General features: G+C 71.0%; 10 protein-coding genes. 2 read left to right on the forward strand and 8 right to left on the reverse strand.

Features of this window, described 5'->3' with window-relative positions:
- Positions 1-120: 120 nt before the first annotated feature.
- From ACQP1S_RS10185 to ACQP1S_RS10195, 3 genes are read right to left on the reverse strand one after another with little or no spacing between them, the layout of a single operon-like run.
- Positions 121-882, reverse strand: coding sequence for a succinate dehydrogenase/fumarate reductase iron-sulfur subunit (locus tag ACQP1S_RS10185; RefSeq protein ID WP_420118520.1), 762 nt, complete (start codon positions 880-882; stop codon positions 121-123).
- Entirely contained in the window at positions 879-2,816 is a 1,938-nt protein-coding gene (locus ACQP1S_RS10190; protein WP_432905581.1) for a fumarate reductase/succinate dehydrogenase flavoprotein subunit, read from the reverse strand. Before ACQP1S_RS10190 ends, ACQP1S_RS10185 begins: the two co-directional genes overlap by 4 nt.
- A 1-nt stretch (position 2,817) precedes the next feature.
- Entirely contained in the window at positions 2,818-3,450 is a 633-nt protein-coding gene (locus ACQP1S_RS10195) for a succinate dehydrogenase cytochrome b subunit (RefSeq protein WP_432907945.1), read from the reverse strand.
- Positions 3,451-3,578: 128 nt separating this feature from the next.
- On the opposite strand from ACQP1S_RS10195, the gene ACQP1S_RS10200 reads away from it, so the two are divergent.
- Positions 3,579-4,517 carry a LysR family transcriptional regulator gene (locus tag ACQP1S_RS10200; protein ID WP_091246649.1) on the forward strand — a complete coding sequence of 313 codons (939 nt, stop codon included), beginning with the start codon at positions 3,579-3,581 and terminating at the stop codon, positions 4,515-4,517.
- Here the strand turns inward: ACQP1S_RS10200 and hrpA are convergent, their stop codons facing one another.
- Complete coding sequence (gene hrpA / locus ACQP1S_RS10205) at positions 4,518-8,573, reverse strand: ATP-dependent RNA helicase HrpA (protein ID WP_432905585.1); 4,056 nt, start codon at positions 8,571-8,573, stop codon at positions 4,518-4,520.
- Positions 8,574-8,897: 324 nt separating this feature from the next.
- On the opposite strand from hrpA, the gene ACQP1S_RS10210 reads away from it, so the two are divergent.
- Positions 8,898-9,383, forward strand: coding sequence for a cytidine deaminase family protein (locus tag ACQP1S_RS10210; RefSeq protein WP_432905587.1), 486 nt, complete (start codon positions 8,898-8,900; stop codon positions 9,381-9,383).
- A 44-nt stretch (positions 9,384-9,427) separates the two neighbouring features.
- Here the strand turns inward: ACQP1S_RS10210 and ACQP1S_RS10215 are convergent, their stop codons facing one another.
- The 4 genes from ACQP1S_RS10215 to ACQP1S_RS10230 all read right to left on the reverse strand — a co-directional run bounded on the left by ACQP1S_RS10215 (position 9,428) and on the right by ACQP1S_RS10230 (position 13,645).
- Positions 9,428-11,056, reverse strand: coding sequence for a peptide ligase PGM1-related protein (locus ACQP1S_RS10215; protein WP_432905590.1), 1,629 nt, complete (start codon positions 11,054-11,056; stop codon positions 9,428-9,430).
- Between the two features lie 146 nt (positions 11,057-11,202).
- Entirely contained in the window at positions 11,203-11,937 is a 735-nt protein-coding gene (locus tag ACQP1S_RS10220; RefSeq protein ID WP_432905593.1) for an iron-containing redox enzyme family protein, read from the reverse strand.
- Positions 11,934-12,905, reverse strand: a complete 972-nt coding sequence (locus ACQP1S_RS10225; protein ID WP_432905596.1) for a hypothetical protein — start codon at positions 12,903-12,905, stop codon at positions 11,934-11,936. The genes ACQP1S_RS10220 and ACQP1S_RS10225 overlap by 4 nt, the downstream gene beginning before the upstream one ends.
- Complete coding sequence (locus tag ACQP1S_RS10230; protein ID WP_432905599.1) at positions 12,902-13,645, reverse strand: hypothetical protein; 744 nt, start codon at positions 13,643-13,645, stop codon at positions 12,902-12,904. The genes ACQP1S_RS10225 and ACQP1S_RS10230 overlap by 4 nt, the downstream gene beginning before the upstream one ends.
- Positions 13,646-13,666 lie beyond the last annotated feature (21 nt).

The following is a 13,666-nucleotide window of genomic DNA, read 5'->3' on the forward strand; positions in this document are numbered from 1 at the left end:
GCGCCAGGGGGAAGAGACCGGCCGCGCGCCAGGGGGAAGACGGCGACTGCCGCGCCGGGGGAAGACGGCGACCGCCGCATCCCCGGGGTCGGGGTGCGGCGGTCGTGGTGGAGCGGGGGGTCAGGAGCCGGGGGTGTCGCCGCGCTTGGCGGTGGCGGTGAGGTAGTCCCGGTTGAGCCGGCCGATGGTGTTCAGCGGGATGCCCTTGGGGCAGACCGCCGTGCACTCGCCGGCGTTGGTGCAGCCGCCGAAGCCGGCCTCGTCGTGCGCGTCGACCATGCCGATCACCCGGGTGTAGCGCTCCGGCTGGCCCTGCGGCAGTAGCGAGAGCTGGGTGACCTTGGCGGCGGTGAAGAGCATGCCGGAGCCGTTCGGGCAGGCCGCCACGCAGGCGCCGCAGCCGATGCAGGCGGCGGACTCGAAGGCGGCGTCGGCGTTGGCCTTGGCCACCGGGGCGGCGTGCGCCTCGGGGGCGCTGCCGGTCGGCGCGGTGATGTAGCCACCGGCCGCGATGATCTTGTCGAAGGCGTTCCGGTTGACCACCAGGTCCTTGATCACCGGGAAGGCGCGGGCCCGCCACGGCTCGATGTCGATCGTCTCGCCGTCGGAGAACTGCCGCATGTGCAGCTGGCAGGCGGTGGTGCCGCGTTGGGGGCCGTGCGCGTCCCCGTTGATCATCAAGCCGCACATGCCGCAGATGCCCTCGCGGCAGTCGTGGTCGAACGCGACCGGTTCCTCCCCGGCGAGGATCAGCCGCTCGTTGAGCACGTCGAGCATCTCCAGGAACGACATGTCGGGGGAGACGTCGTCGACCGGGTAGGTCACCATCCGCCCCTTGTCCTGGGGGCCGGACTGACGCCAGATGCGCAGGGTCAGGTTCACTTGTAGCTCCGCTGCGTGGGGTGGACGTACTCGAAGGTCAGGTCTTCCTTGTGCAGCACGGCCGGCTCACCGGTGCCGGTGTACTCCCAGGCCGCCACGTAGGCGAACCGGTCGTCGTCGCGCTGCGCCTCACCGTCGGGGGTCTGGTGCTCGGCCCGGAAGTGGCCGCCGCAGGACTCCTCACGGTGCAGGGCGTCGACACACATCAGCTCGGCCAGCTCGAAGAAGTCGGCGACCCGGCCGGCCTTCTCCAACGACTGGTTGAGCCCCTCGCCGTCGCCCGGCACCCGGACCCGCTGCCAGAACTGCTCGCGCAGCGCCCGGATCTCGTCGATGGCCTTGCGCAGCCCGGCCTCGGAGCGCTCCATCCCGCAGTGCTCCCACATGATCTGGCCCAGCTCCCGGTGGAACGAGTCCACCGTCCGGTCGCCGTCGACGGCCAGCAGCCGGGCGATCCGGTCCTCCACCTCGCGCCGGGCCTGCACCGCCGCCGGGTGGCTGGCGTCGACCTTCTCCCGGGGCCCGGACGCCAGGTAGTGGGCGATGGTGGTGGGCAGCACGAAGTACCCGTCGGCCAGGCCCTGCATCAGCGCCGACGCGCCGAGCCGGTTCGCGCCGTGGTCGGAGAAGTTCGCCTCGCCGATCACGAACAGGCCGGGGATGGTCGACTGGAGGTCGTAGTCGACCCAGAGCCCGCCCATCGTGTAGTGCACGGCCGGATAGATCCGCATCGGCACCTGGTACGGGTCCTCGCCGGTGATCCGCTCGTACATCTCGAACAGGTTGCCGTACTTGGCCTCGATGGCCTTGCGGCCGAGCCGGTCGATCGCGTCGGCGAAGTCGAGGTAGACCCCGAGCTTGGTCGGGCCGACGCCCCGCCCCTCGTCGCAGACGTTCTTGGCGGCCCGGGAGGCGATGTCCCGGGGGACCAGGTTGCCGAAGGAGGGGTAGATCCGCTCCAGGTAGTAGTCCCGCTCGTCCTCGGGAATGTCCCGGGGGGCGCGGTCGTCGTCCTTGTGCTGCGGCACCCAGACCCGGCCGTCGTTGCGCAACGACTCGCTCATCAGGGTCAGCTTGGACTGGTGGTCGCCGGAGACCGGGATGCAGGTCGGGTGGATCTGGGTGTAGCAGGGGTTGGCGAAGTACGCGCCCTTGCGGTGCGCCCGCCAGCTGGCGGTGACGTTGCAGCCCTTGGCGTTGGTGGAGAGGTAGAAGACGTTGCCGTAGCCGCCGGAGGCGAGCACCACCGCGTCGGCCATCTCGGTGCTGATCTCACCGGTGACCATGTCCCGGACGACGATGCCCCGGGCGTGGCCGTCCACGACGACCAGCTCCAGCATCTCGTGCCGGGTGTGCATCTCCACGTTGCCCAGGCCGATCTGCCGCTCCAGGGCCTGGTACGCGCCGAGCAGCAACTGCTGGCCGGTCTGCCCCCGGGCGTAGAAGGTGCGCTGCACCTGCGCGCCGCCGAAGGAGCGGGTGTCCAGCAGTCCGCCGTACTCGCGGGCGAACGGGACGCCCTGGGCGACGCACTGATCGATGATGTTGACCGACACCTCGGCGAGCCGGTGCACGTTCGACTCGCGGGAGCGGAAGTCGCCGCCCTTGACGGTGTCGTAGAAGAGCCGGTGCACCGAGTCGCCGTCGTTGCGGTAGTTCTTGGCGGCGTTGATGCCGCCCTGCGCGGCGATCGAATGCGCCCGGCGCGGGCTGTCCTGGTAGCAGTAGCTGCGGACCCGGTAGCCCTGCTCGGCGAGGGTGGCGGCGGCGGAGCCACCGGCCAGGCCGGTGCCCACCACGATCACCGTCATCTTGCGCCGGTTCGCCGGGTTGACCAGCTTGGCCTCGAAGCGGCGGGTCTCCCAGCGCTTCTCGACCGGGCCGTCGGGAGCCTTCGGGTCGGCGAGCGGCTCGCCCTCGGTGAAGAGTTCCATGTCAGGACACCAATCCGGTGAGTACGGCGAACGGAACCACCAGGTAGCCGACGCAGAGCACCACGGCGAAGACCAGCGCAGCGGTGCGGGCCCGCCGCTCCCCCCGGGGGGTCTGCTGGCCGAGGCTGCGCAACGCGGAGAACACCCCGTGCCGCAGGTGGAAGCCGACGGTGACGATCGCCAGGGTGTAGAAGAGCGTCACGTACCAGCGGTGCGGGGCGAAGTCGGCGACCACGTTGCCGTACGGGTTGCTGGCGTCGCCGACCGGGTTCAGGGTGCCGGTGGTCAGGTCCAGGAGGTGGTAGATCACGAAGAGCAGGATGATCACTCCGCCCCAGCGCATGGTGCGGGCGGCGTAGCTGCCCTGGACCTTCTTGCGGTGGGCGTAGCGCACCGGGCGGGCGGCGCGGGCCCGTACGGCCAGCACGGTCGCCGCCCAGATGTGTCCGAGCACCGCCACCACCAGCGCGGTCCGCAGGATCCACAGGAACCACACCCCCGGCAGCAGCGGCTTGCCGATGTCGCGTAGCCAGTGGGCGTAGTGGTCGAACGAGGTCTCGCCGGTGAACACCTTGAGGTTGCCGAGCATGTGGGCGACGAGGAACAGCACCAGCAGGATGCCCGTCACCGCCATGACGGCCTTGAGGCCGACGTTCGAGCGGATGGGCGACCGAGTTTTCGTGATTACCACCTGACCGACGCTAGGAGCCCTGCGATCAGTCGTCCAATGCATCGACCTCGCAGTCTCGATAGCCATAAGCTATGAAGATGCAGCTCCATCAGCTGAAGTACTTCGTCGCGGTGGCGGAAGTACGACATTTCACCCAAGCCGCCGACATCGTCGGCATAACCCAGCCGTCGTTGAGTAAGCAAGTTCACGCCCTGGAGACCGACCTCGGCGCCCCGCTGTTCGAACGGGTACGGGGCAACATCACCCTGACCGCCGCCGGTGAGGTGCTGCTGCCGCTGGCCAAGCGGATCCTCGCCGACGTCGACACCGCCACCCGGGAGGTGCAGGAGCTGGTCGGCCTGCGCCGGGGCCGGGTCCGGCTGGGGGCCACCCCCAGCCTGGCCACCTCGCTCGCCCCGCCGGTGCTGCGCCGGTTCCGCGACGCCCACCCCGCCGTCGACCTGCGGGTCGAGGAGGGCGGCTCGCAGGACCTGGTCCGGGACCTGCTGCGCGGCGACCTCGACCTCGCCCTGATCATCATGCCGGCCCAGGGGGCCGACCCCGGGCTGCGGGTCGACCCGATCCTGCGGGAGAGCCTGGTGATCGCCTCGGTGGACCCGCTGCCCGCTGCGCTGGTCAGCGGCGAGGTGCGGATCACCGACCTGCGTGACCAACCGCTGGTGATGTTCCGCGAGGGCTACGACCTGCGCGACGCCACCATCCAGGCGTGCCGGGAGGCCGGCTTCGAGCCCACCTTCTCGGTCGACGGTGGGGAGATGGACGCGGTGCTCAGCTTCGTCGAGGCCGGACTGGGCATCGCCCTGGTGCCGGGCATCGTGGTCAGCCGCCGCCCCGGCATCCGGGTCACCCGGCTCGCCCCGCCCGGCGTGCGCCGGACCATCGCGGTGGCCCGCCGCCGCGACGTCGTCCCCACCCACGCCGGGCGGGAACTGCGCCGCATCCTGCTCGACTACGTGCACGCGGCCACCAGCAGCAGCGACCTGCCCCCGGGCGTGGAGCCGCTGCCGTGATCAGCGGGCCTCGGCGTCGTCCATCGCGCGGTAGATGCGCTGCTCGGAGACCGGGTACGGGGTGCCCAGGGCCTGGGCGAAGACGTTCACCCGCAGCTCCTCGATCATCCAGCGGATCTGCCGCACCGGGGCCGAGGCACGGCGGGCCGGGGGCAGCCCGGCCACCAGGTCCCGGTACTCCTTCTGCACCGTGGCGATCCGGTCCTGCTGGGACTTGTCCCGCTGCGGGTTGGCGGCCAACCGGTCCAGTCGGCGCTCCATCGCGGTCAGGTAGCGCAGCAGGTCGGGCAGGCGCGCGTAGCCGGTCTCGGTGACGAAACCGTCGTGCACCAGGCCGGTGAGCTGCTGACGCAGGTCGGCGAGGGCGGCCACCACCGCCAGGTTGCGGGTCGCGCCGAGCCGCTGCTCCACCGCGTACGCCGCGGCGAGCACCTGGCGGACCCGGCCCATCACCTCCACCACCGTGTCGACCAGGTCGGCGCGGACCCGGTCACGCAGCGCGGCGAAGCCGTCGGCGTCCCAGGCCGGCCCGCCCGCGTCGGCGATCAACTTGTCGATGGCGGCCCCGGCGGCGTCGGCGATGAGCTGCTGCACCCCACCGTGCGGGTTGCGGCTCAGCGCCAGCTTCGCCTCGTTGCTCAGCCGCCCCTGGAGGAACTGCGCCGGTGACGGCACGGTCAGCCGCAGCAACCGCCGGGTGCCCGCCCAGTGCGCGGCGGCCTGCTCGGCCTCGGAGTCGAAGACCTTCACCCCGACCGTGGTGCCCTCGTCGACCAGCGCCGGGTAGGCGGTCACCGCGTAGCCGGCCCGGACCTGTTCGATGGTGCGGGGCAGGGTGCCGATGCTCCACCCGGTCAGCCCGGTCCGGGCCAGCTCGGGGGCGGCGGCGGCCACCACCTGGCGTACCTCCTGGCGGAGCTGACGTTGCAGGGCCGGCAGGTCCTTGCCCTCGGCGACCGGCTTGTCGGCGTCACCGATCACCCGGAACGTCACCCGCAGGTGCGGCGGCAGCTTCGCCGGCTCCCACGCCTCCCGGGGGACGGTCACCCCGGTCATCCGGCGCAGCTGCCGGCTGAGCGCGTCCAGCAGCGGCTCCTCGCCGGGGGTGATCGCGGCGAGCGCCGCGCGGGCGTGGTCCGGCACCGGGACGAAGTTGCGCCGGATCGGCTTGGGCAGCGACCGGATCAGCGCGATCACCAGCTCCTCGCGCAGCCCCGGCACCTGCCAGTCGAAGCTCTCCGCCGGCACCTGGTTGAGCAGCGGCAGCGGGATGTCGACGGTGACGCCGTCGGTGGGCGCGGTCGGGTCGAAGGTGTACGTCAGCGGCAGGGTCACCCCGTCGGCCTGCCACTCGTCCGGGAAGTCACCCTCGTCGACCCCGCCGCGCCCGGCGTTGACCAGCAGCTCCCGGGTGAAGGTGAGCAGGTCGGGCTGCTCGTGACGGGCCTTCTTCCACCAGGAGTCGAAGTGTCGACCGGAGACCACGTCGGCGGGGATGCGCTGGTCGTAGAAGGCGAAGATGCTCTCGTCGTCGACCAGGATGTCCCGGCGGCGGGCCCGGTTCTCCAGCTCCTCGATCTCGGTGCGGAGCTTCTCGTTGTCCCGCCAGAACGGGTGGTGGGTCTGCCAGTCCCCCTCGACCAGGGCGTGCCGGATGAACAGCTCCCGGCTCAGCGCCGGGTCGATCCGCCCGAAGTTGACCTTGCGGGAGGTGACCAGCGGGACGCCGTACAGGGTGACCTTCTCGTAGGCCATGACGGCGGCCTGCTTCTTCTCCCAGTGCGGCTCGCTGTAGCTGCGCTTGACCAGGTGCTGGGCCAGCGGCTCCACCCACTCCGGCTCGACCCGCCCGGCGACCCGGCCCCACAGCCGGGAGGTCTCCACCAGCTCGGCGGCCATCACCCAGCGCGGCGGCTTCTTGAACAGCGCCGAGCCGGGGAAGACCGCGAACTTCGCCCCCCGGGCGCCCAGGTACTCGTGCTTCTGGGCGTCCTTGAGCCCGATGTGCGACAGCAGGCCGGGCAGCAGCGACTGGTGCACCTTCGGGGTGTCGATCTCCTCCGGCAGGTCGGCGGCCGGGCCGCGCCGGCCACCGTCGGGCGGGGCCTGCGCCGCGCCCCGCCGACCCCGCCGCCCGTCACCCTGTTCCGGGGTACGCAGCACCTGGCGCAACTGGGCGACGATGTCCTGCCACTCGCGAACCCGCAGGTAGTTGAGGTATTCCGCCCGGCACATCCGGCGGAAGGCGCTGGAGGACAGCTCCCGCTGCTGCTCACGCAGGTAACGCCAGAGGTTGAGGAACGACACGAAGTCGGATTCGGAGTCGGCGAACCGGGCGTGCGCCTGGTCGGCCTGGGCCTGCTTCTCCGCCGGCCGCTCCCGGGGGTCCTGGATCGACAGCGCGGCGGCGATCACCAGCACCTCGGTGGCGCAGCCGTTGCGTTCGCCCTCGATGACCATCCGGGCCAGCCGGGGGTCGACCGGGAGCTGGGCCAGCCGCCGGCCCAGCGGGGTGAGCCGCCGGTCCGGGTCGGCCTCGGTCGGGTCCAACGCGCCCAGCTCGTGCAGCAGGTTGACCCCGTCGGTGATGTTGCGCCGGTCCGGTGGGTCGATGAACGGGAATGCGGCGAGGTCACCGAGGCCGATCGCGGTCATCTGGAGGATGACCGAGGCCAGGTTGGTCCGCAGGATCTCCGGGTCGGTGAACTCCGGCCGGGAGGCGAAGTCCTGCTCGTCGTAGAGCCGGATGCAGATGCCGTCGGAGGTCCGGCCGCAGCGGCCCTTGCGCTGGTTGGCCGACGCCTGGGAGACCGGCTCGATGGGCAGCCGCTGCACCTTCAGCCGGCTGGAGTAGCGGGAGATCCGGGCCGATCCCGGGTCCACCACGTACTTGATGCCGGGCACGGTCAGCGAGGTCTCCGCGACGTTCGTGGCGAGCACCACCCGGCGTCCGGGGTGGGCGGCGAAGACCCGGTGCTGCTCGGCGGCCGACAGCCGGGCGTAGAGCGGCAGGATCTCGGTGCCCAGCAGCGAGCGTTTCGACTGGGTCAGCTTGCCCAGCGCCTCGGCGGTGTCCCGGATCTCCCGCTCGCCGCTGAGGAAGACCAGGATGTCGCCCGGCCCCTCGGCGGCCAACTCCTGCACCGCGTCGCCGATCGCCTGGATCTGGTCGCGGACGTTCTCCTCGTCGTCGCCCCCGTCGTCGTCGCCCCCGTCGACCTCGACCAGCGGCCGGTAGCGCACCTCGACCGGGTACGTCCGCCCGGAGACCTCGACGACCGGCGCGGGCCGGCCGTCGGCGTCGGCGAAGTGCTCGGCGAACCGGGCGGTCTCGATCGTCGCCGAGGTGATGACCACCTTGAGGTCGGGGCGGCGGGGGAGCAGTTGGCGCAGGTAGCCGAGGATGAAGTCGATGTTGAGGCTGCGCTCGTGCGCCTCGTCGATGATCAGGGTGTCGTACTGGCGCAGCATCCGGTCGGTCTGCAACTCGGCCAGCAGGATGCCGTCGGTCATCAGCTTGACCAGGCTGCGGTCGCTCACCTGGTCGGTGAAGCGCACCTTGTAACCCACCACGTCGCCCAACTCGGTGCCGAGTTCCTCGGCGATCCGGTCGGCGACCGTCCGGGCGGCCAACCGGCGGGGCTGGGTGTGCCCGATCAGCCCGGTGATCCCCCGCCCCAGCTCCAGGCAGATCTTGGGCAGCTGGGTGGTCTTGCCGGAGCCGGTCTCACCGGCCACGATCACCACCTGGTGGTCACGGATCGCGGCGGCGATGTCGTCGCGGCGCTCGCTGACCGGCAACTGCGCCGGGTAGGTGATGGTCGGCACGGCGGCCCGCCGGGTGGCCAGCCGGGCCTCCGCCCGGGACACGTCCCCGGCGACCTCGGCCAACGCCTCGGCGTGCCGCTGCGGGTCGCGCAGCTTGCGGACCCCGTCCAGCCGACGCTGGAGGCGGCGCTGGTCGCGGAACATCAGCGGGGTGAGGCGGCGGTGCAGCTCACGGACGGTCACGGCGTCGGCGGGTGCGGCGGGATCGGAGGCGGCTGGATTCTGCATGTCGTCGCCAAGGATAGGCAGCCCGCCGCCGGATCGCCCCCGGGTTACCCCTCCCGGCCCGCCGCGCGGCTCCCCACCGCCCCACGGTGGCCCGGTCCGCCCCCTGGTCGGGGTGCTCCGTGCCGGCCCGCCCGGATGGGGCGCGGGGTCCCTGCCGGCCGCTGCGGCGCAGGTCGTGGCGCTGCGGGCGGCGGGACCGGGTGGAGCAGGCCGCGTCGTGCCGACCGGATCAGACGCGGTCACGTCCGCCGGAGCGCTGCCCGGGAAACCGGCCGCCGCCGGGCTACGCTGACCGCCGGACGACGCGACACGGGGGGCTGCCGGATGACCACGACGACGACGATGCTGGACACCGACCGCGCACTGGTCCAGGCCGCCACGGCGGTCGCCAAGCTGCGCTGCCGCAGCGACAACCACAGCGTCGCCGCGGCGGCCCGGACCGCCGACGGCCGGGTGTTCACCGGGGTGAACCTCGCCCACTTCACCGGCGGCCCCTGCGCCGAACTGGTGGCCCTCGGTGCCGCCGCCACCCAGGGGGAAGCGGAGCTGGAGACCATCGTCGCCGTGGGGGACCGGGGGCGCGGGGTGCTCCCGCCGTGCGGACGGTGCCGGCAGGTGCTGCTCGACTACCACCCGGGCATCCAGGTCATCGTCGGGCCGATCGACGCGCTGCGGAAACTGCCGGTGACCGACCTGCTGCCGGACAGCTACGTCTGGGCCGACCAGCGGCTGGATGCGTCGGCGATCGTGCGGACCGGACAGTGGCCGATGCCGACGGTCCCGGCCAGCCGGGCCGCCTCGGAGGACTGAGCCTCCGGCGCTCCGGCAGCCGAGGAGCGCGGGGCATGGCGCGTTCAGGCGGGACGGGCCGCCGCGTCGAGCGCGAGGTCGCGGGTCCGGCGCATCAGCTCCGCCGCCTCCACCGCGTCCCGCCCGATGCAGACCGCCCCGAACTTGCCGTAGCGGGGCAGCGCACTGAGCATGTGCAACACCGTGCCGGTGCGCCGGACGTGGTCGTAGCGCAGCGGCGACCGCTCGACGGCGTCGATCAGCCGACCCGGGGTCATCCCCACCAACGTGGGGTCGGTGATGGCGTCGGACGCCTGGTAGACCCGCTCCGAGCGGCCCTCGGGGGCATCGGTGAACAGGCGGCCGTCGACGTCCGGCAGGGTGTCGAGCAACTGACTGGCCATCACGAAACCGTGCCTGGTCCCCGTCGCGCGGAGGTTCAGTTCGCAGCCGAGCACCTGGAACGCGTCACCCCGGCGGGCGGCGATGAAGTCGACACCGTAGTCGCCGGTGGTGACGCCCCGCTCCACGAGGTACCGGCCGACCCGCAGGCCGTACTCCACCACCGTCGCCCGGTAGGCGGCGTCGGCCGGGAACGAACTGCCGACGTAGGTCAGCCCCACCCCGCCGAGCACCTGGTCGTGCGTCGAGACGCACTCGACGTCACCGCCGCGGGTCACCCGACCCTGGAAGCTGGGGCTGCGCAACTCGTCGGCCTCGACGAACTCCTCGGCGACGATGCCGGCGCGGGCGATCAGGGCGGCGAACTCCGCCCAGCTCAGCTTGCCGTCGACGAGGTGGCTGCCGGGCAGGCGCTCGGCCACCGCGCGGACCACCCCGGCGCGGTCGGTGCCGGTGACGTCGGTCAGATCGAGGGTCGCGTTGCCCATCCCCGCGCCGTACGCGGTGCTGCTCAGCTTGAGCACCAGCCTGCGGTGCCCGGCCAGCACGAGATCCGCGACCGCCTCGGCGAGCGCGCCGACGTCGTGGCACAGCGGGGTGCCCGCCGGCACGTCGATCCCGATCGTCCGGAACATGGCGCGGCCGGCGCTCTTGGTGCCGAGGGGGATGTGGTCGGCGTCCGCCTGGTCGCCGGGCAGGCCCAGCGCGGTGGCGTAGTCCTGGAGGTGACGGGACGGTTCGAAGTAGCTCAGCTCGACCTCGGCGCCGGCCTGCCGCTCGGTGGTGACGAAGTCGCGTACGGCGGCGCGTAACCGCGTGGCTTCGGCGTTCGTCGGGTCGAGCAGCTTGTCGCTCAGCCACCGGGGGGAGGAGTCGTCGAGGCTGCCGATCACGACCCGCTCCCGGCGGGGCGGCGACCCGTCGGCCCGATCTTCGGCCCGGTCCTCGGCCCGATCTTCGGCCCGATCTTCGGCCCGATCTTCGGCCCGATCTTCGGCCCGATCTTCGGCCCGATCTTCGGCCCGGTCCTCGGCCCGGTCCTCGGCCCGGTCCTCGGCCCGGTCCTCGGGCAACAGGCCGAGGAAGTACTCCACCTGTCGATCGGCGTCGACCATCCGGGGGGCGGTGACATACAGCAGCGTGCCGCCGCCCCGGCAGACCACCGCGACGATCGTCGCCCCGACCGGCCGCTCGGGAAACAGCGTCGACCCGCTCAACCGCTCCAACAACTCGGGACTGCATTCCCGGCTCTGCACGGACACGACGGCACGACGGTTGCCGGTGACGGCCATCGCGATCATTCTCCTCGGAAACGACGTGGCGGGGCGGTCACGTCACCGGATGACGTGACCGCCCCACTCCGACGGTCAGCTTCGGGCGACCCTAACACCGCCACCGGCGGCCCGAGGCGACAGATCCGTCGACGGCGATTCGCCCGTCACGGACGGGTCAGCGCTTTCACCACCGCGAATGCGCCGTCCTGCTGGAGTACGGTCCGGTGGTACAGCTCGGTGTAGAAGGCGCAGAAGAGCCGGTACACATTGGTGATGTGTTCCACCACCCGACGCCGGTCGTCGTCGGTGTGCACGAACGTCATGAGGACGTCCCAGACGAAGTCGGTGTGGTCGTCCTCCAGGTCGTGATTGACGTGCGCCTGCTGCCCCTTGGCCATGCCCGCGCCGAGGACCTGCTCGACATTCTCGATCCAGCCCGGCTGGGTCATCAACGAGACGTTCTCGATGAAGTAGGAGCTGGACAACGAGGCCAGCGGGCGACCCTCGTGTTCGAGCCCGTAGTAGAAGTAGCCTTGGAGCAGTTTGGTGGAGAACATCGGCTCGGTCGAGTAGATCTCCTCCCGGCTCACCCCGACCCGTTCCAGGTCCTTGGCGAACATCGAGTCGTGCAACATCTCGTCCTCGGTGTACGCACACCACTTCTTGGCCAGCACCGGGTTGTGCTTGGTGAAGTAGTGGATCGTCAGGGCGTCGATCCACCGCTTCATCCGGAGCCGGAGAATGATCTCGATGACGTGTCGCTGGTAGTAGGCCAGGTTGATGTCCTTGGCCCGGAACAGGTGATCCGCGCCCTCGACCTCGCGGTAGAACCGCTGCACCATCTCTCGCAGCAGCTCGTCGACCTCCTGCTTGAACTCGGCGTGCTCGTTCCTGGTCATCTGGCTGCCGGCCCCTGTCGTTCGTCGGATGGCGCAGCCGGAATCGCGTACTGCCGGCTGCGGCGGGTGATGGTGGCCTTGTCGGGGAGGTGACGATCCAGCATTTCCAGCCCGCGGGCGACGCGCCGGACCCGCTCGGCGGTCCGCGTCTCGCTCGGCGGGTCGTAGGGGTGCTCCTGGACGCTCGCGCCCATCTTGAGCATGACCGGCGCGGCGATCTGCACGATCTCGGCCAACTCGTAGAACCGGATGAAACCGCCCTTGGTGCGGTAGACGTCGGTGGGCACGTCCATCGGAAGCCCGGGGTTGAGGCGCCGGATCTCCTGCATCATCGGCAGGCCCAGGTCGTGCGCCAGGGTGATGCTGTCGGCGCCGTTCTCGGCGAAGATCCTGGCCAGGAAGGGATTCGTCGGCATGCAGTGGCTGGACGTCTTGAATACCAGGTCGGACGGGAGCAGCCCGTCGGTGCGCAGCTCCGCGAGCACCCGCAGCACGCCGATGTCATAGACGGTGATGCCCCGGCAGCCCAGCGCCGCGAGCCGGAGCGCCTCGGCCACGCAGGCCCGGATGCCGTCGCTGTTGTTGATCTGGCGGCCCATCTCCAACCCGAAGCCGGTGCGGTAGAAGGCGCTCTTCGTGTCGTACTCAGGTCGGGGGCCCAGGCTGATCACGATGCCGTGGTCGTTCTCCCGGCACAGCGCGAACATGTCGGACAGTTCGGCGTCCGAGAGCAGGAAGGAACCCAACGTCTCGTTGAATCGGGTGACCCGGACCCCCTGGTCGTTGAGCAGTTTGACGATGATCTCCAGATCGCGCATCGAGTTCACCGCGGGGATCTCGACGCCGAACTGGCCGCCACCGTCGAACTCGCCGTCGGAACGGTGGAATTCGACGTTGTCGGTGAAGGGATATCCCCTGGCCGACAGCCAGTCCCGGGCCGTACCTGCGGACATGGTTACGTCAGTCACGCGATCTCCTGTCGGGGTGCCGGGGTCAGGGTGATGCGTAGTGCGGTGGCGAGTGCCGTCCTGGCGGCCGGCGTCGGGGCGTGCACCAGGCACAGCAGCCGGTCGAACTCCCCGACCTCGGCGGCGAAGAAGTCGTCGACGCGGCGGTTTCCGGAGCGCGGCCGGTATCGCCAGAAGTCGCTTCCGACCGTGCCGCCACCGTGTACGACGACCCCGGTGCGGGAATCGAACCGGCATTCCGGCGACAGTTCGGCGGCCAGCCGACCGGCGAGGTGCCGCAGTTGGTCGGGGTCGGAGCCGTCCAGGGACGGATAGCAGCGGATGTCGTCGTGGACGGTGAACCGGTGCATCAGCGCGTACGCCTTCGGCGTGTAGGTCTTCATGGCGACCAGTTCCGGAAAGTCACCGAGCCGCCGGGTGATCTCGCGGAACATTCGGGCGACGAGACCGAAGGCGACGGTGCCCCCGTGCTGTTCCTCGGCGACCAGCAGGGTCTCGATGTAGGTGAAGGGCCGGCCGTCGCAGTCGCGTGCGGTGGCGGCGATGAGACCGACGCACCCGTTCGTCGTCTCGGCTGCGACGAGGTGGTCGCTCTCCCGCAGGATGTGCTGTTTGGTGGTCAGGTAGTCGGCCACCTGGTGACGGGGCATCGACCGGGCCAGGTCGGTGCGTATTCGGTGGACGAAGTCCGGTGGGATCGAGGCGGCCCCGTCGAAGTAGCGGAACCGGACGTGACTCATCGAAAATTCCACCCCCGCTCG

Source organism: Micromonospora matsumotoense (genome assembly GCF_050951065.1).
Classification (GTDB): domain Bacteria; phylum Actinomycetota; class Actinomycetes; order Mycobacteriales; family Micromonosporaceae; genus Micromonospora; species Micromonospora matsumotoensis.